Source organism: Flavobacterium cyclinae, from assembly GCF_021172145.1.
Classification (GTDB): Bacteria; Bacteroidota; Bacteroidia; order Flavobacteriales; family Flavobacteriaceae; genus Flavobacterium; species Flavobacterium cyclinae.
Genome location: NZ_CP089095.1, coordinates 2,704,932 through 2,726,983, shown reverse-complemented (window position 1 = coordinate 2,726,983; position 22,052 = coordinate 2,704,932). Strand labels below are relative to the sequence as shown.

The 22,052-nt window shown below is 31.1% G+C and carries 17 protein-coding genes and 1 tRNA gene; 7 read left to right on the top strand and 11 right to left on the bottom strand.

Annotation, left to right across the window (positions count from 1 at the left end):
- Nucleotides 1-10 precede the first annotated feature (10 nt).
- The 6 genes from LOS86_RS12470 to LOS86_RS12445 are packed head-to-tail and all read right to left on the bottom strand — an operon-like array spanning nt 11 to nt 5,445.
- Nucleotides 11-1,276 (bottom strand): hemolysin family protein, encoded by a 1,266-nt coding sequence (locus LOS86_RS12470; RefSeq protein ID WP_231842406.1) that lies wholly within the window; start codon nt 1,274-1,276, stop codon nt 11-13.
- Nucleotides 1,277-1,279: 3 nt separating this feature from the next.
- Nucleotides 1,280-1,471 carry a hypothetical protein gene (locus LOS86_RS12465; RefSeq protein WP_231842405.1) on the bottom strand — a complete coding sequence of 64 codons (192 nt, stop codon included), beginning with the start codon at nt 1,469-1,471 and terminating at the stop codon, nt 1,280-1,282.
- A gap of 50 nt (nt 1,472-1,521) precedes the next feature.
- Complete coding sequence (lptC, locus tag LOS86_RS12460; protein WP_231842404.1) at nt 1,522-2,079, bottom strand: LPS export ABC transporter periplasmic protein LptC; 558 nt, start codon at nt 2,077-2,079, stop codon at nt 1,522-1,524.
- Nucleotide 2,080: 1 nt separating this feature from the next.
- Nucleotides 2,081-3,442: a tetratricopeptide repeat protein gene (locus LOS86_RS12455; protein WP_231842403.1), complete on the bottom strand. Its 1,362-nt coding sequence runs from the start codon at nt 3,440-3,442 to the stop codon at nt 2,081-2,083.
- A 19-nt stretch (nt 3,443-3,461) separates the two neighbouring features.
- On the bottom strand, nt 3,462-4,718 hold the full coding sequence (gene bamG, locus LOS86_RS12450) for a BamG family beta-barrel-assembly machinery protein (RefSeq protein WP_231842402.1): 1,257 nt from the start codon (nt 4,716-4,718) through the stop codon (nt 3,462-3,464).
- Entirely contained in the window at nt 4,711-5,445 is a 735-nt protein-coding gene (locus LOS86_RS12445) for a type III pantothenate kinase (RefSeq protein ID WP_231842401.1), read from the bottom strand. The genes bamG and LOS86_RS12445 overlap by 8 nt, the downstream gene beginning before the upstream one ends.
- 122 nt (nt 5,446-5,567) lie before the next feature.
- On the opposite strand from LOS86_RS12445, the gene LOS86_RS12440 reads away from it, so the two are divergent.
- Nucleotides 5,568-5,640: transfer RNA gene (locus tag LOS86_RS12440), tRNA-Phe, on the top strand.
- 55 nt (nt 5,641-5,695) lie between these two features.
- Here LOS86_RS12440 and LOS86_RS12435 read toward each other — a convergent pair.
- Together LOS86_RS12435 and LOS86_RS12430 are read right to left on the bottom strand one after the other, a co-directional pair.
- Complete coding sequence (locus LOS86_RS12435) at nt 5,696-6,610, bottom strand: GYDIA family GHMP kinase (RefSeq protein ID WP_231842400.1); 915 nt, start codon at nt 6,608-6,610, stop codon at nt 5,696-5,698.
- Nucleotides 6,610-7,926: a hydroxymethylglutaryl-CoA reductase, degradative gene (locus LOS86_RS12430; protein ID WP_231842399.1), complete on the bottom strand. Its 1,317-nt coding sequence runs from the start codon at nt 7,924-7,926 to the stop codon at nt 6,610-6,612. Before LOS86_RS12430 ends, LOS86_RS12435 begins: the two co-directional genes overlap by 1 nt.
- 127 nt (nt 7,927-8,053) lie before the next feature.
- Here LOS86_RS12430 and LOS86_RS12425 point away from each other — a divergent pair, with 127 nt between their 5' ends.
- The 5 genes from LOS86_RS12425 (at nt 8,054) to LOS86_RS12405 (ending at nt 15,731) form a co-directional block, all read left to right on the top strand.
- Nucleotides 8,054-10,225: a S9 family peptidase gene (locus LOS86_RS12425; RefSeq protein WP_231842398.1), complete on the top strand. Its 2,172-nt coding sequence runs from the start codon at nt 8,054-8,056 to the stop codon at nt 10,223-10,225.
- Nucleotides 10,226-10,250: 25 nt separating this feature from the next.
- Nucleotides 10,251-11,969, top strand: a complete 1,719-nt coding sequence (locus LOS86_RS12420; RefSeq protein ID WP_231842397.1) for a peptide MFS transporter — start codon at nt 10,251-10,253, stop codon at nt 11,967-11,969.
- Nucleotides 11,970-12,047: 78 nt separating this feature from the next.
- Nucleotides 12,048-13,706 (top strand): peptide MFS transporter, encoded by a 1,659-nt coding sequence (locus LOS86_RS12415; RefSeq protein ID WP_231842396.1) that lies wholly within the window; start codon nt 12,048-12,050, stop codon nt 13,704-13,706.
- Between the two features lies 1 nt (nt 13,707).
- Entirely contained in the window at nt 13,708-15,210 is a 1,503-nt protein-coding gene (locus LOS86_RS12410; protein ID WP_231842395.1) for a peptide MFS transporter, read from the top strand.
- A gap of 53 nt (nt 15,211-15,263) precedes the next feature.
- Nucleotides 15,264-15,731, top strand: a complete 468-nt coding sequence (locus LOS86_RS12405) for a thioredoxin family protein (RefSeq protein ID WP_231842394.1) — start codon at nt 15,264-15,266, stop codon at nt 15,729-15,731.
- Nucleotides 15,732-15,733: 2 nt separating this feature from the next.
- On the opposite strand, the gene LOS86_RS12400 is transcribed toward LOS86_RS12405, so the two are convergent.
- Genes LOS86_RS12400 through surE form a run of 3 tightly spaced genes read right to left on the bottom strand, consistent with a single transcriptional unit; the run spans nt 15,734 to nt 19,653 of the window.
- Nucleotides 15,734-17,746: a ComEC/Rec2 family competence protein gene (locus tag LOS86_RS12400; protein ID WP_231842393.1), complete on the bottom strand. Its 2,013-nt coding sequence runs from the start codon at nt 17,744-17,746 to the stop codon at nt 15,734-15,736.
- A gap of 11 nt (nt 17,747-17,757) precedes the next feature.
- The gene (gene lpxB, locus LOS86_RS12395) at nt 17,758-18,873 is read right to left on the bottom strand and encodes a lipid-A-disaccharide synthase (protein WP_231842392.1); all 1,116 of its coding nucleotides are present in this window, start codon (nt 18,871-18,873) and stop codon (nt 17,758-17,760) included.
- 12 nt (nt 18,874-18,885) lie between these two features.
- The gene (gene surE / locus LOS86_RS12390) at nt 18,886-19,653 is read right to left on the bottom strand and encodes a 5'/3'-nucleotidase SurE (protein WP_231842391.1); all 768 of its coding nucleotides are present in this window, start codon (nt 19,651-19,653) and stop codon (nt 18,886-18,888) included.
- Nucleotides 19,654-19,794: 141 nt separating this feature from the next.
- Between surE and LOS86_RS12385 the strand changes: the two genes are divergently transcribed.
- A complete protein-coding gene (locus tag LOS86_RS12385; RefSeq protein ID WP_231842390.1) occupies nt 19,795-21,948 on the top strand; it encodes a carboxy terminal-processing peptidase in 2,154 nt (717 codons plus the stop codon).
- Nucleotides 21,949-22,052 lie beyond the last annotated feature (104 nt).

Here is a 22,052-nt window from a genome sequence, read left to right as displayed (position 1 = left end):
TTAAAGATTTTTATCTTTTTTCTTCTTTTAAAGAAAAACGCACCAATTCTATTTTTTTATTACTTGCTGAATGAATAATAATTTCAAAATTATCGATGTTAATTTTTTCTTCATTGGAAGGAATTTCTTTAGTATGATTTACAATAAAGCCGCCTAAAGTTGTGTAGGAATCTGATTCGGGGATTTGTAAATTGTATTTTTCATTTATGAATTCAACATCTAATCTTGCAGAAAACAAATAGGTGTTTTCTTCAATGATTTCATCAATTAATTCTTCGTCTAAATCGTGTTCGTCTTCAATTTCTCCAAATAATTGTTCAATGATGTCTTCAACGGTAATAATTCCAGATGTTCCGCCATATTCATCTAAAACCACGGCAATACTTTTTCTTTTTTTGGTTAATAAATCTAGAGCATCTTTTATCAAAATGGTTTCCGGGATATATTCAACTGAAATCATAATGCTTTTGATGGTTTTGGGCTTTTTAAAAAGTTCAAAAGAATGCACATAACCTAAAATATCATCAATAGAATTTTGATAAATAAGTAATTTAGAATATCCTGTTTTAATAAAAGTTTCTTTTAATTCAGATACAGAATCTAAAATATCTACACCACTAATTTCAGTTCTTGGTGTCATGATGTCTCGTGCTTTTAAGTCGGAAAATTCCAAAGCATTTTGAAAAATTTGAATCTCTGAATCTATTTCATTATCCTGCGATACATTATTCATTTGTTCTGTTATGTAGTTGCCAAGTTCTACTTTACTAAAATATTCCTGAATTTGGTCACCAGGAGTTTTGAAGAATTTTCTAAGAATTATATCCGAAATCCAAATAATAAATTTTGTTGGCCAAAAGAACAATTGGTAAAAAAAGTAACTTGGGACGGCAAAAAACTTAATAAATGAATTGGCGTATATTTGAAAAAATACTTTAGGTAAAAATTCGGCTGTAAGAAGAATTATAGCAGTAGAAATTAAGGTTTGCAATAATAATCCAACAAAGGACGAAAAAGTAAAATAATTTTCTAATAAGTCAACAATTAAGTCCCCTGAATAAATTCCGTATATAACTAATACGACATTATTCCCTACGAGCATTGCAGTAATAAACTGAGAAGGTTTTTCTGTAAGTTTATTTAAAATTGAAGCGTTGAATGTATTTTGTCTTTTCTCTATAGATAGGTATACTTTGTTTGAAGAAACATAAGCGATTTCCATTCCAGAAAAAAAAGCGGAAAGCAATAAACAAATGACAATAATGGTGATTTCCATTTATTATTTTTTGTTTTGATATTTGTTTTGAAAGTGTCTTCTGAAAAAGAACATGCCCACGGCTACAAGAGCAATAATTAAACTTAATAGAATATCGTTTAGAGGTCTTCCTTCTTCGTATTTTTTAAAAGCATCGTAAACAAAAAAACCAGCAAATAGTAAATACATATACTGGATAAATTTTAAATAAGTCATAAAATATATTTTAATCAAAAATAAGGAAAAAGTTAATGCAAAACAATTATTTATTCTGTGGTGTTTACTTCTCCGCTACTTTTTTGCATATTGAAAATCTTGAAGTCTTTACTAAAATCTACACCAGGACCTTCTAAGTAACCTCCTGATTCGTCAGAATACTTAAAATGCTTTTCGGAAAAAAACCATTCGTTTTTTTGGTCAAAATACAACTGCTCGGTTTCTAGTTTTTGTCCGTTTTGCGAACTAATAATAACGTTTCCTTGTAAATCTATAATGCTTGTTTTTTTATACGATATGGCATAATTTGAAACAATGGTTGTAGTGTTTCCTTTGTTGTCGTATAATGTTACATGAATTCCTTTTGGAAATTCAGTAAAAGGATTCGTAATGCTACTATAATCTAACATTTTTGGACTCTTTAAAATAGATTTTATTCGTCCAGAATCAGTGTATTTTAAATTTATGGTATCCGCTTCACCTGTGGGGATAAAGACGGTTTCACTAAGATGTTTTACTTTATTGATGTCGCTTTCGCATGAAAAAAACATAGTCACGATAATAATCGTGACCATGTTTAAAATAATATTTTTTATGAATAGTTTCATTTTATAAATTAGGAACTATAATACTTTCTCCAACCCAACAGTTAAATGCAATTCTTTGTCCTGCTTTTCCTGACTGGAAAATTTCTGTTTTTGATGGAGCAGCCGCTCTATATCTTGCAGCGTCGCCACTAGCTTTTCCTTTTAAAGTTGAATCTACAGCAGCAGCTTTGTCACAATATTGTGCAGCTAACCAATACATTGCTCTTTTTTCAAATTGATCAGCACCACATTCATTAATGCTGTTTCCATATAAAGAAGCAATTAATAAATACGCTTTACCATAAGAAGGTTTTACTTGAAGTGCTTTTCTTGCATAAGCTCTAGCTTGAACTTTGTTTGATTTGCTGTATAAACTAGCTATTTTGTAATACGTATTTGCTTTTTTAGTATTGTCTTTATATAAATCTGCTGCTTGGTTGAAATATTCCATAGCTTTAGTTACATTTTTTCTTTGGTATTCAACAATACCTAATTTTTCTGCAGCTTCAGCACTTGGGTTCAATTTGTATAACGCTTCAGACATTTTAGAGAATAATGGATCTGAATCACATCCTTTAACTTCTAAACGATTTGTTGCTCTTTTTAACCATTCTTCGTTAGTTTTGTTTTCTTCAAAACTTTTTTGATAGAACGGAATTAATTTTTCACAAGTAGATAACTCTAAAATAATGTTATCCATATCGTTTCTAACGTTTTCAAAAATTTCTAAATTATTTTCTAATCTAGATTTTCTTAAGTTCTCTTTATCTGTTAAAGCTTGACCTGCTTCTTCTTTACTTAAAAGTCCATCTTTTTCAGTTGATAATTCTTCTTCTTCTTCGTCTAATTTTTTTGTTAAATCATCATACTTGTCAAAAACTTGTTGTAATTCAACACCATTATTAGCCTTGTGTTTGTTTACTAAAATTTCAAAGTAAACATACATTGCTTTAGCATATTTAAAGTTGGCATAATCTGTTTTGAAAGCAACATCTAAAAGATTAAAAACTTCGTCAGTTGTGCCAATTTTATTATCAAATAATGCCAATCCTTTCTTCATTTTATTTCCAGCGCCATTACCAGGAAAATATTGATCGTGCTCATCGTATAATTTTAATAAATCACGAACAAATTTTTCTTTATCTTGAGCGGTTGTAGCTTTTTCTATTTTAAGTTTAATTACAGCTTCTCCATATGAGTAAATACTTTTGTGAAAAGAAGGGCAATCTTTTCTTAAAACAGTTAAGTAATCATAAGCTCCAGGATCTTTAGCTTTTGCAGACGTAACCATTAAGCTTAATGTTTCTGTGCAAGCCTCAGTGTTTTGCGCATTAATAAAAAAACTAGCTGTAACTAAAAATAGTAAAGTTAATTTCGTTTTCATTTTTCTAATTTAAAGTTTGTTAATCAATTTTTCTTCTTTCAAACCATCTAGCACCTAAGTTTAAACCAATACTTAAATTAAAATAGTTTTCTTCGATTAAGCCGTTGTTGGTTGTTCCTCTTTTACCAAATTCAAAACCTAAATCTACTTTAGAGAATCCTAATGGTAATCCAAGTCCAAAATTCATGCCATAATCGTTAATACTTTCATTATTTATAACTAAACCAGAATTTTCATATTTAAATCCAGCTCTATAAACTATTCTCTCAAAGTAACTTGAAAAGGAATCATACTTAGGAATGTAATAACCTCCTAATGCAAATCTTGTTGAATTTTCATAAGTTACATTTGTGTTTTCTGCAAATCTATTTACTAAGTTTTTGTTTTCAGTAAATGATAATTCAGTTCCTATTAACCATTTTTTGTTTTGACCTATACCAAATCCTAAGCTTAGTCTGCTTGGAATAATAAGTTGTTTGTTAGGTAAAACAATATCTTCATTGTCACTTGAAAGTTCAGTTCCTGTAGAAGTATATAAAACGGTAGCAATATTTCTCGTTGATTCAGAATTCAATTTTCCTTCTCCACTGTAAGTTAAACTAGTTTGAAAGTTTAATTTAGAATTTATTTTTCTATTGTAAAGTAATCCTAAATTATAAGTAAATCCATTAAGTTGAGTAATGTTTCTTTCTCTGGTAGTATATTGTGTGAAATCTGGAGCAATTACATTTTCAGTAAAATCATTTGTAAAATCTCCAAAATGATAAGCTAAATCTGCACCAACACTTAAGTTTTTTGAAATTGCATAAGAACTTCCAATAAATACTTTATTCACATACCCATTTCCTTGTGCTCTATAAAATCTTGTATCTTCTGAAGTTTCAATGCTATTTTCATTTCTATATCCAACCGCTGAGTATGGCATTAATCCAAATGCAACACCTACTTTTCCAAAAGGTAATCCAATTGCTAAATAATCAAAGCTAGTTCTTTGTGCTTTTTCACTTTCAGTACTTGTAGTTTGTTTGGTTGATGTATTTGTTCCACCAACTGCAAATGTGGTTAGTTTTAATCTTGAATAAGAAGCCGGATTCATTAAACTAAGCTGAATACTATCGCCAACTATTCCTAATCCTCCCATAGATCTAGAGTCTTGAGTGCCTTTAAATTTTGTTTCACCTAAACCATAAAAAGAGTATGGTGATGCTGTATTGTCTTGACCCCAAGAGTGAATAGTGAAAAAAATACCAGCAAAGATTATAAGTTTTTTAATCATTTTTATTAAAATATAGTGATAATAAGTTCAAACTTTCTAGTAAGAAATTTGAATTGGCAAATATGGTGTTTTTTAATCTTTTAGCCAAAAAATCTGCGTCTCCTCCTGTTAAAATTATTGTTAAATCTTGATTTTTAAGAGAATATTGGGAAATAAAACCCTCAATTTCAAAGATTACACCATTAATTACCCCACTATGAATGGCACTTTTTGTGCTATCTCCTATAATTTCAAAATCATCATTTAATGTTAATAACGGTAATTTTGATGTATAATTGTTTAAACTTTTATATCGAATAGATAGTCCTGGCGAGATAGCGCCACCTAAATATTCGTCTTTAGCATTTATATAGTCATAAGTAATACAAGTGCCAGCATCAATTACTAATCGATTTTGATTTGGGAATTGTAAAGTAGCACCAGCAGCTAAAACCATACGGTCAATTCCTAAAGTTTCGGGAGTAGCATATAAATTTTTGAATGGGAATTTCGATTGATGTGAAACAATATCAATTGAAACCTTACTTTTTATATAATTTAAAACATTTTCATCTAGTTTTCCAACCGATGAAAGTATGATTTTTTCAAGTTGGGAATATTTTTTAAAAATATTTTCAAAATTTTTTAAAGCTTCTTCTGAATCAAAAATAAAATACTCAAGTTGCTTATTGTGTTCAAATACAGCTACTTTAATTCGGGTGTTGCCAATATCAATGGTTAAAAGCATGGTTTTGTTTTTGGAAGTGCAAATATACAAATTGATTTTTTTTACTTTTTGTTTTGGAAAATATAAAAATGGTTCTATATTTGCACCCGCAATCAGCAAGCAGTAATGCTCAAAATTGTAAAGGTACCTTAGCTCAGTTGGTAGAGCAATGGACTGAAAATCCATGTGTCCCTGGTTCGATTCCTGGAGGTACCACAAAAACCACTCATTTGAGTGGTTTTTTTGTTTTATAATGGATTGTAAAATAAATTTATAAAATCATTTCTTCGTAAGAAAGCACTATTGGATATCCTTTTTCAGAAAAATAAGCAATAGGATTTTCTTTTGAAATTACCATAACAAAATCACCTCCCCAAGCCCCTAGACTTTTAATGACACCTTTAAAATCAGGAAAAAGTTTTTCTTTTACGGTTTGAATTTCCAAAACATCGCTCATTATTACTTCATGTTTTTCCATTTGTTTTGCAAATTCGTTTGCTTCTTTGCAATCAATGGTTTCGTAAGTAATAGTGTTGATTTTTGAAATTACGGCATTTACATGATGGTGTTTTGACATATAATTAGCAATTGCTAGTTTGCTACTTTGTTTCTGATTCAAATACACAAAATGGATGTTTTCTTTGAAAGAAGGATTAAAATGAATGGCTTTAAACTGTGGTTTTTCATTTTCTAAATGATATACAATAGGTGAGTCCGATTTTGCACAGGCAATATCATAACCACTTCCACCAAAACTTTTTTGTAACAATTCAAATGCATCTATGTCTAGCCAATCGCCAATATTGTTAATTAAGGTTGAAGAAGTACCTAAACCCCAAAGTCTTGGAAATGTTAAATGGGTTTCAATATTGTAACCTTCTTGTTCCAAAAAAGACGGATTTTGGATACTCGCTTGATGTAAAATTTCAATTAAAGTGTTTTTTACAGCAGAATTTTTATCGGTTGTGCTTTTAATTTTAATTTCTTCAAATGAAATTATATCTTCAAACCATATACTTGTATCCGAATCATAACTCGTCCATTTGATTTGGTTATTGTTCCCAGATTTTACTATTAGCTTTTGTCCAAATTTTGTAGGTAAAGCTAATGCTTTAGCTCCATCCAAAACCACATATTCACCTGTGATGAGTAATTTTCCGTTACTGTAAAACGTCAGGGTTTCCATTAGTTTCTGATTTTTTCCAAATAATCTACTACTAAACTATGCGAAACGGTTGTGTCTTTAAAGTAATCTAGTACTTTTTGTTTTTCTTCTTTGGTAGCATGGTGTTGGTTTAAAATATTCATCAAGTGCATTTTCATATGTCCTTGTTGAATTCCTGTTGTGGTTAACGAACGAAGCGCTGCAAAGTTTTGTGCTAATCCAGCCGCTGCTACAATTTGCATTAGTTCTTCTGCCGATGGCTTTCCTAATAATTCCATTGAGAATTTTACTAATGGATGTAAGGAAGTTAAACCGCCAACGGTTCCAAGAGCAAATGGAATTTCCATCCAAAAAGTAAAAATATCGTTTTCAATTTTCACATGTGATAAACTCGAATATTGTCCCGATTTGCTGGCGTAAGCATGAATTCCTGCTTCCACGGCTCTGAAGTCATTTCCAGTAGCTAGAACTACCGCGTCAATTCCGTTCATGATCCCTTTGTTGTGCGTTACGGCACGGTAAGGCTCTACTTCTGCAATGCGAACTGCTGTTGCAAATTTTTGAGCAAATTCAGCTGAATCGATATTTTTATCATCCGAAAGTTGGTTTATCGGACAAGAAACTTCCACTCTAACAAGGCAATTAGGAACGTAGTTACTTAAAATACTCATGATAATTTGAATATTTTTTTCATCCGAAGAAAAATCAGTATATTCTTGTGCTTGATTTTCTAATGTTTTAGCAAACTGCTCTAGGCAAGTATTAATGAAATTCGCACCCATACTATCTTTGGTATTAAACGTAGCATGTAATTGATAGTAATTTGGAATTTCATGGGTTTTATCCCTTAGTTCAATATCTAAAATTCCGCCACCACGCTTTTGCATGTTCTTGGTAATTTCTTGAGTGTCTTCAAAGAAAATAGGTTTTATTTTGTTGAAAAAAGCAGTTAATTTCTCGGTATTTCCGCTAAACACAAAATGAACTTGTCCAATTTTTTCAGTATTAATGATAGTGGTCTTAAAACCACCACGTTCGCCCCAAAATTTTGCTGCTTTTGAAGCGGCTGCCACAACCGAACTTTCTTCAATTGCCATTGGAATCGTGTAGCTTTTTCCATTAATAATGAAGTTAGGTGCTACTCCATAAGGAAGGTAAAAGTTGGTCAACGTATTTTCTATGAATTCATCGTGTAGTTTTTGTAAATTTTCATCGGAATTCCAATATTTAATAATGCTTTCTTTTGCTTCTTCAGGGTTAGTGAAGTAAGTATTGGTAATCCAATTTATTTTTTCTTCTTTAGAAAGTTTAGAGAAACCTTTTACGTTTTGTGTCATGGCAAATCTTAAAATTTAACACAAAGATACAAAAAGCAAGTTGATAGTTTTTTGTAAATTATTGGTCAAAAATTGCATTAATTGTAAAAAAATCACTAAAATTGGGGGTTTTTAAGAAAAATAAATTATGAAAAATTACAGAATAGCGTTATTGTTTTTTGTACTCAGCTCATTATCAGTAGTAGCACAACAAAAAATTACGTTAGAAGAAATTTGGGGTGGTGCTTTTAGAACCAAAGGTATGGATGCATTAAATGCTATGAAAAACACCAACCAATATACGGTCTTAAATTATGACAGAAATTCTAAAAGTTACCAAATTGATTTATATGATTTTGCTACATTAGAAAAAGTGAGTACACTTTTTGATACTAAAAATCATAACGAGGTAAAATCAATTGACAGCTACACTTTTGATAAAAATGAGAAAAAGATTTTAATTGCTACCAATTCCAATCCTATTTTTCGTCATTCGTTTACAGCTGAATACTATATTTACGATATTCCCTCAAAAACGGTAAGTAGTTTTACTGCAAATGCTATACAAGAGCCAACATTTAGCGCTGATGGAACTAAAGTGGCTTATGCTTTTGAAAACAATCTTTATGTTCATGATTTGTCATCAGGAGTAAAGGTGCAATTGACGCAAGACGGCCAAAAAAATAAAATCATTAATGGTATAACGGATTGGGTTTATGAAGAAGAGTTCGCTTTCGTAAAAGCATATGATTGGAATGTAACGGGCACTAAAATTGCTTACATAAAATTTGATGAAACTGAAGTTCCAGAATTTTCAATGGATATGTATAATGAAGGATTATATCCCACTCAAACCGTTTTTAAATATCCAAAAGCAGGTGAAAAAAACGCGATTGTTTCCTTACATATTTTCGATTTAAAATCAGGAACTACTAAGAAAATCAACTTAGGTTCTTATAAAGATTTTTATATTCCAAGAATCAAATGGACGAATGATGCTGCTGTATTAAGTGTTCAAGTTCTGAATCGTCACCAAAATAATTTGGACTTGCATTTTGTTGACGCGAATGCAGGAACAACAAAAATCGTTTTAAACGAAAAAGATGCCGCTTATGTTGATATTACGGATAATTTAACGTTTTTAAAAGACAATAGTTTTATTTGGACATCAGAAAAAGACGGATTCAATCATATTTACCACTATGATAAATCAGGTAAATTGAAAAAACAAATTACTTCTGGAAAATGGGAAGTAACAAACTATTATGGTTTTGACGAAAAATCAGGAATGATTTATTATCAATCGGTTGAAAATGGTTCAATTAATAGAGATGTTTATGCAATAAAGGTTGATGGAAAATCAAAAGTTAGATTATCATCAAAAACAGGAACCAATTCGGCAACTTTTAGTCCAAATTTCCAATACTTTATCAATTCATATTCAAGTGCTACGTCGGCACCTATGTATACGTTGAATGATTCAAAATCAGGAGCCGTAATCAAAACTATTGTTTCTAACGAAGCAGTAGAGCAAAAGTTGGCAAAATACGATGTAACTTCAAAAGAATTTTTTGTTTTAACAACTGAAAAAGGACATCAGCTAAATGCTTGGATGATTAAACCGAAAAATTTTGATGCTTCAAAAAAATATCCCGTTTTCATGTTTCAATATTCAGGGCCAGGCTCGCAACAGGTAGCCAATACTTGGAATGGGATTAATGATTATTGGTTTATGATGTTAGCGCAACAAGGTTATATTGTAGCTTGTGTTGATGGTAGAGGAACAGGTTATAAAGGTGCTGCTTTTAAGAAATGCACTTATAAAGAATTAGGAAAATACGAAGTTGAAGATCAAATCGATGCGGCTAAAGTAATTGGAAAATACAATTATGTAGATGCATCAAGAATTGGAATTTTTGGATGGAGTTATGGCGGATTCATGTCGTCTAACTGTTTGTTCCAAGGTGCTGATGTATTCAAAATGGCAATTGCTGTAGCTCCAGTAACTTCTTGGAGATATTATGATAGTATTTACACCGAGCGTTATATGCAAACGCCACAAGAAAATGCAAGTGGATACGATAACAATTCGCCAATTAATCACGTAAATAAATTAAAAGGAAACTTCTTATTAGTTCATGGTACAGCGGATGACAATGTACACGTTCAAAATACAATGAAAATGGTGGAAGCATTAGTACAAGCCAACAAACAATTTGATTGGGCTATTTATCCTGACAAAAACCACGGAATTTACGGCGGAAAAACTCGTTTACAATTGTACACTAAAATGACGAATTTCATTAAAGAAAAATTATAATAACCAATAAACTAAAACAAATTATATGAGTGAAGTAGCAGCAAAACAAAGCCATCCAAAAGGACTATGGGTTTTATTTGGAACCGAAATGTGGGAGCGTTTCAATTTCTACGGAATGCGAGCAATCTTAACATTGTTCATGGTAAATTCATTATTGATTAAAGAAGCAGACGCAGCCATTATTTATGGTGGATTTTTAGCATTGTGTTATTTAACGCCACTTTTAGGAGGATTTATTTCAGATAAATACATAGGGAATAGATATAGTATAATGTTAGGAGGAACATTAATGGCAATTGGACAATTCCTTTTGTTTATTAGTGCTTCAACTTTTGATTCTAGCATCGGAAGTGCAAAATTATTTATGTGGATTGCTTTGTTTATTATCATTTTCGGTAACGGATTTTTCAAGCCAAACATTTCATCAATGGTTGGAAGTTTGTATCCAAAACAAGAAAAAAACAAATTAGATTCTGCTTTTACTATTTTCTATATGGGAATTAATATCGGAGCGTTTTTAGGTCAATTTATTTGTCCTTGGGTTGGAGATGTTAAAGACGAAGTAACTGGAGTTAGAGATATCTTTGCGTTTAAATGGGGATTCTTAGCAGCTTCAATTGCAATGATTATTGGAACGGTTACTTTTTTTATGTTGAAAAACAAATATGTAGTAACACCAGAAGGAAGACCAATTGGAGGTTTACCAAAAAATAATGAAGCAGAGGACTTTGAAGAAGGTGAAACACAAACAGCTAAATTTACAGGAGCAGCTATTGGTACTGCAATAGGAATTTTTGCAGCTTTATTCTTTGTCTTTAGATATTTATTAGTGGGTGAATTTGGTTTTTCAGATGTTGCAATGGGCCAATTAATTAAAGGAATAATTTATCCATTTATTTATTCTGCTGGTATTGCTTTAGCTTACTTAATTATGAGTTCGGCTGAAAATAAAGTAGAAAGACAGCGTATTTGGGTAATTTATATTGTTTCGTTCTTTATTATCTTTTTCTGGGCTGCGTTTGAACAAGCAGGTTCATCGTTAACGTTTATTGCGGATAATCAAACTGATAGAGATATTTTTGGTTGGAATATGCCACCATCAATGGTGCAAATTTTTAATGGTATTTTTGTTGTAATGTTGGCGTTACCATTCAGTTTATTATGGGATAAATTAAGAGCAAATGGTAAAGAGCCTGTTTCTCCATTAAAACAAGCAATGGGATTAGCTTTAATTGCTTTGAGTTATTTTATCATCGCACACAATGTTAAAGATTTAGGAAATTCTGGATTATTAGCAATCAAATGGTTAATGTTATTGTACTTAATCCAAACAATGGGTGAACTTTGTTTGTCACCAATCGGATTATCATTGGTTGGTAAATTAGCACCTAAACGTTTTGCGTCTTTATTGTATGGAGTTTTCTTTATTTCAAATGCAGCGGGTTATGCTTTAGCGGGTTCATTAGGAGCAATTATTCCTGCAACTGGAGATAAATTCCAAAAAGCGGAAACTTTAGGAGTTAATCTTCAAGACGTTTTAGATAAAAAAGTAACCTTAAGTGCTGAACAAGTAGCTTTATTTGAAAAAGAGCAATTACCTATGGAATATACATCTTTTGGAGGTTTTGAAATCCATAATTTATATGAGTTTTTTATGGTTTTTGTTATTTTGTGTGGTATTGCTGCTGTAATTTTAGCTGTTTTATCTCCTAGATTGAAAAAAATGATGAATGGTATTACTTAATTGTAATTAAAATATTTTTTTATATCTTTCAAACCTACAAGAAACCCTTGTAGGTTTGTTTTTTTAATACAATAAATTATGTGGAAAAGTCATCCTAAAGCATTGCCTTACTTGTTTTTATCTGAAATGTGGGAGCGTTTCGGTTACTATTTAATGATTGGTATTTTTACTTTATATCTTAAAGATGTTGAAGCTGGATTCGCTATGACAGAAAAAGAAGCATCCGATTTATACGGAACATTCATTGCTTTAGTCTTTTTAACTCCTTTTATTGGGGGATTAGTTGCTGATAGATATTGGGGATATAAAAAATCCATCGTTATAGGTGGTTTAATGATGGGAGCAGGTTATTTCATGATGGGAATTCATGATATTACTATACTTTACATCGCTATGACATTAGTAATTGTAGGTAATGGTTTTTTTAAGCCAAATATTTCTACTCTTTTAGGTAATTTTTATACTGATGATAAGTTTAAAGATAAAAAAGACGAAGGCTACAACATTTTCTACATGGGAATTAATGTTGGAGCTTTTATTTGTAACTTCTTTGGAGCTGCATTACAAATTTTATTAGGTTGGCAGTACGCTTTTATGGCGGCTGGAGTTGGAATGATAGTAGGGGTTATTGTTTTCTTACTAGGAACAAAACATTACGGAGATAAAACTGAAAAGAAAGGAGTACAAGCTGGCGACATGCCATTCTGGAAAATTGTAATGTTTATATTAGTTCCATCTGCTGTTTTTGGAGTAATTGGTTGGTTAATTAAAGGAGTAACCTCGGAAGCAAATCCAAGCGGTTATATTTTTGGTTCTGATAGTACAGATGCTTTTATTTTTGCATGTATTCCAGTAATTTTCTTTTACGGAAGTTTATATTTTAAAGCCAAAACGGAAGATAAAAGACCAATTGGAGCTTTGTTAACCATTTTCGCAGTGGTAATTTTATTCTGGGGTGTTTTCAAATTGAATGGCTCTGCATTAAATACATGGGCAGACCGTTATACAGATAGAGAAATCACAGGAACCACTCAAACCGTTTTCAGTGGATTAAAATTGGCTAAAGAAGTAGAATACAAAAAAGACACTGTTGAATTATACGATGCGATTTTTCGTATTCAAAAAGTAGATGGAGAAGTTCAAAAAACAGTGGATTATCCCGTTTATTTCAGAAACGTTGCCAAAGATAAATTGCCAGAAGAAGGTTCAAAAGTATCGCTTTGGGCAACCAATTTAAGTCAATCAATCAATCCAGGTTGGGTAATTATTTTAACACCATTAGTTGTAGCGTTCTTTACATTTTTAAGAAATAGAAAGAAAGAACCTTCAACACCTACTAAAATTGCATTCGGATTATTAATTTCTGCTTTATCCGTTTTAGTGATGGTTGCTGCAGTTAACATGGGAGCAAACGGAACAGAAAAAGTGAGCGTTTGGTGGCTAGTAGCAAATTATGGGGTTATAACAATCGGAGAATTGTTCTTGAGTCCGATGGGGTTATCTGTAGTGTCAAAACTAAGCCCAACGAATATCACTTCATTAATGATGGGTGGGTGGTTCTTGTCAACTTCAATAGGAAATAAATTGAGTGGTGTATTAGCAAGTCTTTGGGATACATATGACAATAAGCAGGACTTCTTTTGGGTAAACTTCGGATTATTAATGTTTGCTACTTTATTAATGTTTGTTTTATTAAAACAACTAAATAAAGTAATGCAAGAAAAAGGAATTCATTAAGATGCAAACAATAGAGGAAATTCAGAATTTTGAAGGTAAATATCCAAAGCAACTTTGGTATTTGTTCTTTAGTGAAATGTGGGAGCGTTTCTGTTTTTACGGAATGCGCGGAATGCTTTACTTCTACATGGTGCATCATTTATTGATGGACAAAGAGACTGCAAATCTTCAATATGGAGCTACTCAAGCATGGGTATATGCTTTTACATTTATAGGAGGATTGTTTGCTGATAAAATATTTGGATTCAGAAAATCCTTATTTTGGGGAGGAATATTAATGATTATTGGAAGTTTAATCTTAGCTATTGATCCAAAATCAATGTTTTTTGTAGGAGTAAGTTTTACCATTGTAGGAACAGGTTTTTTTAAACCTAATATTTCTTCTATGGTTGGCAAGCTTTATAGAGAAGGTGATTCTAGAACTGATGCTGGATTTTCTCTCTTCTATGCTGGAGTTAACTTAGGAGCTTTAATTGGTGGTTATATTTGTATTGCTGTTGGGAAAAGAGAAATGTTAGCTTCCATTATTCCAAATGGTTTAGAATGGAATATTGCATTTGGATTAGCAGCTGTTGTCATGGTAGTTAGTTTAATGACGTTTACTCAAACTCAAAAAAGTTTAGGTAATATTGGCTTGTCTCCATTGCTACATATTGAATCGGGTAAAAGAAAAATTTATGAGTGGTCTACTTATGTAGGATCAATTTTAATTATTCCAATAATTATTGTAATGGTTTCTAATACGGTTTATACAGACTATTTTATGTATACTATTGGGCCTTTTTCAATATTGTATTTGGCTTATGAGATGCGTGGGTTTTCATTAGCTGAAAATAAAAAATTGATCGCAGCAGTAATTTTTATGCTGTTTTCAATTGTTTTTTGGGCCTTTTTTGAACAAAGTGGAGGTTCATTAAGTGATTTTGCTGCTGAAAATCTAAATAATACAGTTTTAGGAATTCCTTTAGATCCTAATGGAGTAAACAACTCAGCAAACTCCTTTTTTGTAATTGCCTTTGCAGCATTAGTGGGTATGGTTTGGCTTTGGATGGCAAAGAAAAAGATTGAACCCAATACCATTATCAAATTTGGTTTGGCCTTTCTGTTTTTAGCTGGAGGTTTTTGGGTGTTTTACTATACCAAGTTTTTTGCTGGTCCAGATGGTAAAACGTCTTTAGATTTGTTTACATTCGGATGGTTTGTAATTACATTTGGAGAATTGTGTTTATCGCCTATTGGAATGAGTGCAATGACAAAATTATCTCCCCAAAAAACGCAAGCAGTCATTATGGGAATGTGGTTTTTAGCCAGTGCATATGGTCAATATTTTGCAGGTTTATTAGGAGCAAATATTGCAAGTGCTTCTAAGAATATGACTAACTTAGAAAAATTGAATACCTATGCTGATGGTTACCAACAATTAGCGATTTATGCATTAATTGCAGGTTTGTTATTAATAATTATTTCACCTTTAGTTAGAAAATTAATGCAAGAAGTTAAGTAGCTAACTTTTTTTGGCATTTTATTTGATTAATTTTGTTTTTATAAATTTACAATATGAGAAAGATTTTATTTATAGCGTTTTTAACTTTGACGAGTATGTCAATACAAGCGCAAGAAGAATTAACTTGGCATACTGATATGTCTAAAGCAACGGATATTTCAATTAAAGAAAATAAACCATTATTCTTGTTTTTTACCGGTTCAGATTGGTGCGGATGGTGTATTCGTTTGCAAAAAGAGGTATTTAAAACCCCAGAATTTATCAAATGGGCAAAAGAAAATGTGGTTCTAGTGGAGCTAGATTTTCCTAGAAAAAATAATCAAACGGACGCTGTAAAAGCTCAAAATGCACAATTACAACAACAATTACAAGTAAGAGGTTATCCAACCGTTTGGTTTGTAAGTGCAACAAAAACTGCTGAAGCAAAAGTAAATTTAAATGCTTTAGGAAGTTCTGGTTATGTGGCTGGAGGTCCAAAAGTTTGGATTGATGGCGCTAATCAAATTATCAAAAAGAAATAAATTTATTTCAATCTATAAAATCCCTTTTCGGCTATAGCATGAAAAGGGATTTTTTCTTTTTTGCATGTTGCATTCCAAGTACTTATGTTGTTTTTGTAGTTGCTTTTATCGGCAACAATCTCTTTTGGTTGCATTTCTTTTATCAATCTTGCTAAATTTATTTTTGGATTTTGAGTTAAAACTATAATGTCAGGTTGGATCGAAGTTTTATAAATTCCCAAACTATCTACAATTAAAATTCTATTCTTTTTTAAAGAAATCACATTTTGCAATGGAAAAACACCTAAAGAGTCTGAAAATGTACCTCGTGTGTAATGATTTAAAGTCGTAATGTGATTTTCTGGAGTATCAGTAAAAGCAACTACATTGTTTTGATTCTTAATTCCAATTAAAGTCGATTTTTCATTAAAAATAATCAATTCACTTCCTTGATTTTCGTTCCATTTTACACTGATGTAGCTCAATTGGAAAAGTAAAATGCTTGCTAAAACATATTTTATGTTTTTAACTTTTGTGTGATATATCCAATAAATAATAGTAATTATTACTAAATACATCGAAAAGGTCAACCCACTCGAAAACGAAATATTGGTGATAATTCCGCTTTTAAATTGGGCAATCCAATGTATATAATCGTTCATAAGTTGAATGCTAAATTCAAGAATTTTTCCTAAAAATGTTGCTAATGTTGGCAGTATAAAATTGAAGGGTAAAATGACAATTCCTGCAATTAAAACCAAACTCGAAAGTGGAATAATGACCAAATTCGCCATTAAAAACAATAAAGGTAATTGGTTGAAATAATACAAACTTAAAGGCAATACACCAATCTGAGCTGCTAAGGAAACCAAAATAATGTCCGTAAAATAAACAGCGATTTTGTTTTCAGAAAAATAGAATTTCTTGTAAAAAGGTTGGAACAGTACAATAGATAAAACAGCTGCATAACTCAATTGAAAACCAATGTCAAAAAAGGCATTTGGTTTTACCAATAAAATTAAAAATGCAGAAATGGCTATGGCATTATAAATTGCTTTTGACTGATTAAAATAGTTTCCGATACTTATGAAGCTAAATAAAGTTACAGCTCTAGTTACCGAAGCTGGCAAACCGGTAAGTAATGCAAATAACCATAAAATAAACAATACAAGTAATAATTGAATTTCTGCTCCAAAACGAACTCTTTTCAAAGGTTTTAACAGGAAAATGATAAAGAAGTAAATAATGGAAATATGTAATCCTGAAATCGCTAAAATGTGAATTACACCTGCATTTGAATAATTACTAATTGTTTCTGGATCTAATTCTGAACGTTGTCCTAAAATTAAAGCGTCTATTATGGCTTTTGTTTTGGGTTCAAAATGATGAATTTCAAAACTTTGACTAAGATTGCTTCTTAAATTTTCAATGTAATAAGAAATGGTTTTGTGTGTTTGAATAAACTTGATTTGATTTTCTTTTGTGTAAATTTGATGGAACACATTTTGTTTTTCAAGGTATTTCGAATAATCAAATTGGTACGGATTAAATGCTTTTGGAACCGGATAAATAGCAGCATTTAGCCAAATTTCATCGCCAGTATGTAAAGTCTTACGATTTGTTTTTGGAACATATAATAATAATTTTCCAGATGCTATAGAATCATTAAAATGTGAAAGAGAAATAAAGTATTTATTATATTTTTCATTTGGTTTTAAAGTTGCGGTAACCAATCCCCGAACAGCATTTGTTTCTTCAAATGATTTTTTGGTATAATGAATGTTTGAATTAACATCTGAATGAACATAAAAAGTAATCATTCCTAAATAAAAAGCAAGGAGGTAAGTAGTAATGCCAAATGCTACATTTTGTAACAGCACTTTATTGCTTTTCCAAAACTGAAAACCAAAAACTCCTAGAATTATTAAGAATGAAAATAGTAAAGTAGTAAAACTCCATTGCAGATAATAGGCTGCAATAATGCCAATAGCAAAACTTATAGTAATGGTGATTAGGGGAAACTTAACTACTTTCAATTTAATATATTTTATTTTTCAAAACTACCCACAATCAACTCTGCAGTCTTTTTACTTGCGCCTTCGCCACCTAATTTTTCTTTTAAGTTGTCATAATCTTGTAATAAATGCGTGCGGCTTTCTGTATTCAAGATTTTGGTGAGTTCAGCTTTTAAATTTTTGGTATTCAACTCGTCTTGAATCAATTCTTTGACCACTTCTTTATCCATGATTAAATTTACTAATGAAATGTATTTTAAAGTGATGATGCGTTTGGCAATTTGGTACGAAATCCAACTTCCTTTATAGCATACTACTTCAGGAACATTAAATAAAGCGGTTTCTAAAGTTGCGGTTCCAGAAGTTACTAAAGCAGCATGCGAATGACTCAATAAATCATAGGTTTTATTTGAAATAAACTTCACATTTTCATTTGTTAAAAAAGTTTTGTAAAATTCATATTCCTGACTTGGAGCACCTGCAATCACAAATTGATAATCAGGAAAATCATTTACCACAGAAAGCATAATCGAAAGCATTTTGGAAATTTCTTGCTTACGACTTCCAGGTAATAAAGCAATAATAGGTTGGTCAGAAAGATGATGTTCTTCTCTAAAAGTTTCATCTGAAACTTCTGTTCTATTTGCAATAGCATCAATCAATGGATGACCTACAAAATGAACAGGAAAATTGTGTTTTTTCTCGTAAAAATCTTTTTCAAAAGGAAGAATTACGTACATGAAATCTACATCTCGCTTGATAGCTTTGATACGATTTTCTTTCCAAGCCCAAATTTGAGGTGAAATGTAGTAATGTGTTGGAATATTACGCTCTTTTGCCCAAGTTGCAATTCGCATATTAAATCCAGGATAATCGATAAAAATAATCGCATCAGGTTGAAATGCTTCAATGTCTTTTTTGCAGATTTTGATGTTGTTTAAAATTGTTTTTAAGTTCATTACCACTTCAATAAATCCCATGAAGGCTAAATCACGATAGTGTTTTACTAAAGTGCCACCTACATTTTGCATTAAATCGCCACCCCAAAAACGAATTTCGGCTGATGGATCTTTTTCGTATAACGCCTTCATAAGGTTTGAACCGTGTAAATCGCCTGAAGCTTCTCCTGCTATGATGTAATATTTCATTTAATCTTCACTTTATAATTCCCAAGAATTTAATTGTTGTATTGCATGATGTGCTGTTAAATCAAACTGTACGGGTACAATGGAGATATATCCGTTTTCTAACGCCCATTCATCAGTGTCAGTTCCTTTGTCTAAATTGACAAATTTTCCAGTTAACCAATAATATTCTTTTCCTTGAGGATTTGTTCTTTTATCAAATTCTTCTTGCCACATAGCTTTTGCTTGACGGCAAATTTTAACTCCTTTTATTTCTTCTTGACTTAATTTTGGAAAATTAACATTTAAAATTACGCCTTCTGGAACACCTTTTTTTAATACTTTTAATGCAATTTGTTTTATATGAGTTTTGATGGGTTCAAAATTTGCATCCCAACTGTAATCTAGCAATGAAAAACCAATTGCAGGAATACCTTCAATGCCCGCTTCAACAGCAGCACTCATGGTGCCAGAATAAATTACATTTATTGAAGAATTAGACCCATGATTAATGCCTGAAACACATAAATCTGGTTTTCTTTTCAAAATTTCATTAATGGCAATTTTTACACAATCCACAGGCGTACCACTACAACTGTATTCTAGTACCAATTCTTTGTCAATTTTAACTTTTTCGAGTTTTAGAGTATTGTTGATAGTAATGGCATGACCCATAGCACTTTGCGGACTATCGGGTGCTACTACTACCACTTCTCCAATTTCTTTCATTACATCAATTAATGCTCTAATTCCAGGAGCTAAAATTCCATCATCGTTTGTTACAAGTATCAGTGGTTTTGCCATTTTACACATTTTCCGCTAAATTAAATAAATTAAGTTAAAACCTTTTTTTTGTTTGATGATTTTTATGGTATTAACAAAAAATTATAGTAATTTGCATGCTTATGGCATGATTTTTTATGTAATTTAGTTGAAAATTTTTCAATGAAACGAATAGTCGAATTTATGAAAAGAAATTATAAGATTATATTGGTGGTAACTGCTTTATCAGCAATACTTTGGAGTTTTATTCCGCGTGAGAAGAAGGAAGATCCTGAAAAAGATAAATTAATTTTAGAATTATTAACTATGGTTTTAGAACGTGGGCATTATAGTCCGGTTGAAATCAATGATGATTTTTCTAAAAAAGTATATCATAAGTATTTGGAAAATATTGATCCAACAAAACGATTTTTTATTCAAAGTGATATTAATGAATTTAGTAAATATGAAACTTCATTAGATGAGATGATTTTGAGAAAAGATATTTCATTTTTCAATTTGACAAATTCTCGTTTATTACAAAGAATGAAAGAATCAAGAAAAATCTATGAAAATTTATTGAGTAAACCCTTTGATTATAACGTTAAAGAGTCGATAAATATAGATTATGATAATCTTCCTTTCGCAAAAAACAAATCAGATTTAGTAGAAAGATGGCGTAAACAACTAAAACTTTCAACACTTTCTTCTTTAACAGATAAACAAAAATTAGAAGAAGAAAAAAAGAAAGAAAATGCGTCTTATGAAGAAAAATCGTTTGAGGTAATTGAAAAAGAAGTTCGTGAAAGTACTTTAAAATCATTAGATGAATATTTTAATTTCCTTGAAAAAGAATTAACTAGAGATGATTGGTTTGCTATATTTTTAAACTCGATTGTTGAACGTTTTGATCCTCATACCTTTTATTTTTCACCAGAAGATAAAGAGAAATTTGATGTAAGTATGAGCGGAACTTTTCAAGGTATTGGAGCGCGCCTTCAAAAAAAGGAAGCTGGAGTTGAGATTTCAGAATTAATTTCGGGAGGACCTGCTTGGAGAGGAAAAGAATTAGAGGCAGGAGACTTGATTTTGAAAGTGGGACAAGGTAAAGAAGAACCAATTGATATTGCCGGAATGCGTTTGGATGATGTTGTTAAGAAAATCAAAGGACCAAAAGGAACTGAAGTTCGTTTAACGGTAAAAAAAGTTGATGGTACAATTAAAGTAATTTCAATTATTCGTGATGAAGTAGAAACAGAGGAAACTTTTGCTAAATCAAGTGTGGTTGAAAAAGATGGTAAAAAATACGGAATTATTTATTTACCAAAATTCTACATTAGTTTTGAAAATAAAGAAAATCGTGACGCATTTAAAGATGTAGCGGCTGAAATTGAAAAACTTAAAGCTCAAAACATCGATGGTCTTATCATGGATTTACGTGATAATGGTGGTGGTTCACTAGAAACCGTTGTAAAAATGGTAGGATTGTTCATTCCCGAAGGACCAGTTGTTCAAGTAAAGGCACCTCGCAGAAATCCTGAAATATTACCTGATCCAGATAAACGAGTGCAATATGATGGTCCATTAGTGGTAATGATTAATAATTTCTCTGCTTCAGCTTCTGAAATATTTGCAGCGGCTATACAAGATTACAAAAGAGGAATTGTTGTGGGAAGTAAACACTCTTACGGAAAAGGAACAGTTCAAAATGTTATTGATTTAAATCAGTTTATCAGAAGTAGTTCTTTTGGTGATTTAGGAGCGCTTAAAACAACGATCCAAAAGTTTTATAGAATTAATGGTGGTTCAACTCAGCGTGAAGGAGTAAAAAGTGATGTTGTTTTTCCAGACCGTTTTTCTTACTTAGATATGGGGGAACGCGATGAGGAAAGTGCATTGCCTTGGGATAAAATTGAACCCGCTAAATACGAACCTTTACAAATTAATTATGATAATATTATTTTAAATAGTAATAAAAGAATTGCCACTAATACTACATTTAAATTAATTGACGAAAATGCAAAATGGATTTTTGAGCGTAAAGATGAGAAAGTTATTAGCTTAAATTTAAATGATTTTAATAATGAATTAGCTGTTGCTGACGAAAAGTTGAAAAAATTTAAGGCAATTTCTGATTATAAAAACACTTATGAATTTAAATCTTTGCCAGATGAATTAGCTTTGTTTGAAAAAGATACTGTGTTAAAACAAAAAAGAGAACGTTGGCATGAAGAAATGCAGAAAGATATTTATATTGAAGAAACACTAAATATTATTTCAGATATAAAACTGCTGACTAAAGGCAAAAGCTTAACTCAAAAATTGAGTTTGAATTAATTGAAAGTCCCTTTAGAGGGACTTTTTTTAAATACTACCTTAAATACTGATGAATAGAATTAGTTTATTAATACTGTTTGTTACTCTTTTTTCCTCGTGTAATA

Coding starts and splice junctions, on each gene's coding strand:
- LOS86_RS12470 (WP_231842406.1), bottom strand. CDS start 1,276: ATGGAAATCACCATTATTGTCATTTGTTTATTGCTTTCCGCTTTTTTT.
- LOS86_RS12465 (WP_231842405.1), bottom strand. CDS start 1,471: ATGACTTATTTAAAATTTATCCAGTATATGTATTTACTATTTGCTGGT.
- lptC (WP_231842404.1), bottom strand. CDS start 2,079: ATGAAACTATTCATAAAAAATATTATTTTAAACATGGTCACGATTATT.
- LOS86_RS12455 (WP_231842403.1), bottom strand. CDS start 3,442: ATGAAAACGAAATTAACTTTACTATTTTTAGTTACAGCTAGTTTTTTT.
- bamG (WP_231842402.1), bottom strand. CDS start 4,718: ATGATTAAAAAACTTATAATCTTTGCTGGTATTTTTTTCACTATTCAC.
- LOS86_RS12445 (WP_231842401.1), bottom strand. CDS start 5,445: ATGCTTTTAACCATTGATATTGGCAACACCCGAATTAAAGTAGCTGTA.
- LOS86_RS12435 (WP_231842400.1), bottom strand. CDS start 6,610: ATGGAAACCCTGACGTTTTACAGTAACGGAAAATTACTCATCACAGGT.
- LOS86_RS12430 (WP_231842399.1), bottom strand. CDS start 7,926: ATGACACAAAACGTAAAAGGTTTCTCTAAACTTTCTAAAGAAGAAAAA.
- LOS86_RS12425 (WP_231842398.1), top strand. CDS start 8,054: ATGAAAAATTACAGAATAGCGTTATTGTTTTTTGTACTCAGCTCATTA.
- LOS86_RS12420 (WP_231842397.1), top strand. CDS start 10,251: ATGAGTGAAGTAGCAGCAAAACAAAGCCATCCAAAAGGACTATGGGTT.
- LOS86_RS12415 (WP_231842396.1), top strand. CDS start 12,048: ATGTGGAAAAGTCATCCTAAAGCATTGCCTTACTTGTTTTTATCTGAA.
- LOS86_RS12410 (WP_231842395.1), top strand. CDS start 13,708: ATGCAAACAATAGAGGAAATTCAGAATTTTGAAGGTAAATATCCAAAG.
- LOS86_RS12405 (WP_231842394.1), top strand. CDS start 15,264: ATGAGAAAGATTTTATTTATAGCGTTTTTAACTTTGACGAGTATGTCA.
- lpxB (WP_231842392.1), bottom strand. CDS start 18,873: ATGAAATATTACATCATAGCAGGAGAAGCTTCAGGCGATTTACACGGT.
- surE (WP_231842391.1), bottom strand. CDS start 19,653: ATGGCAAAACCACTGATACTTGTAACAAACGATGATGGAATTTTAGCT.
- LOS86_RS12385 (WP_231842390.1), top strand. CDS start 19,795: ATGAAACGAATAGTCGAATTTATGAAAAGAAATTATAAGATTATATTG.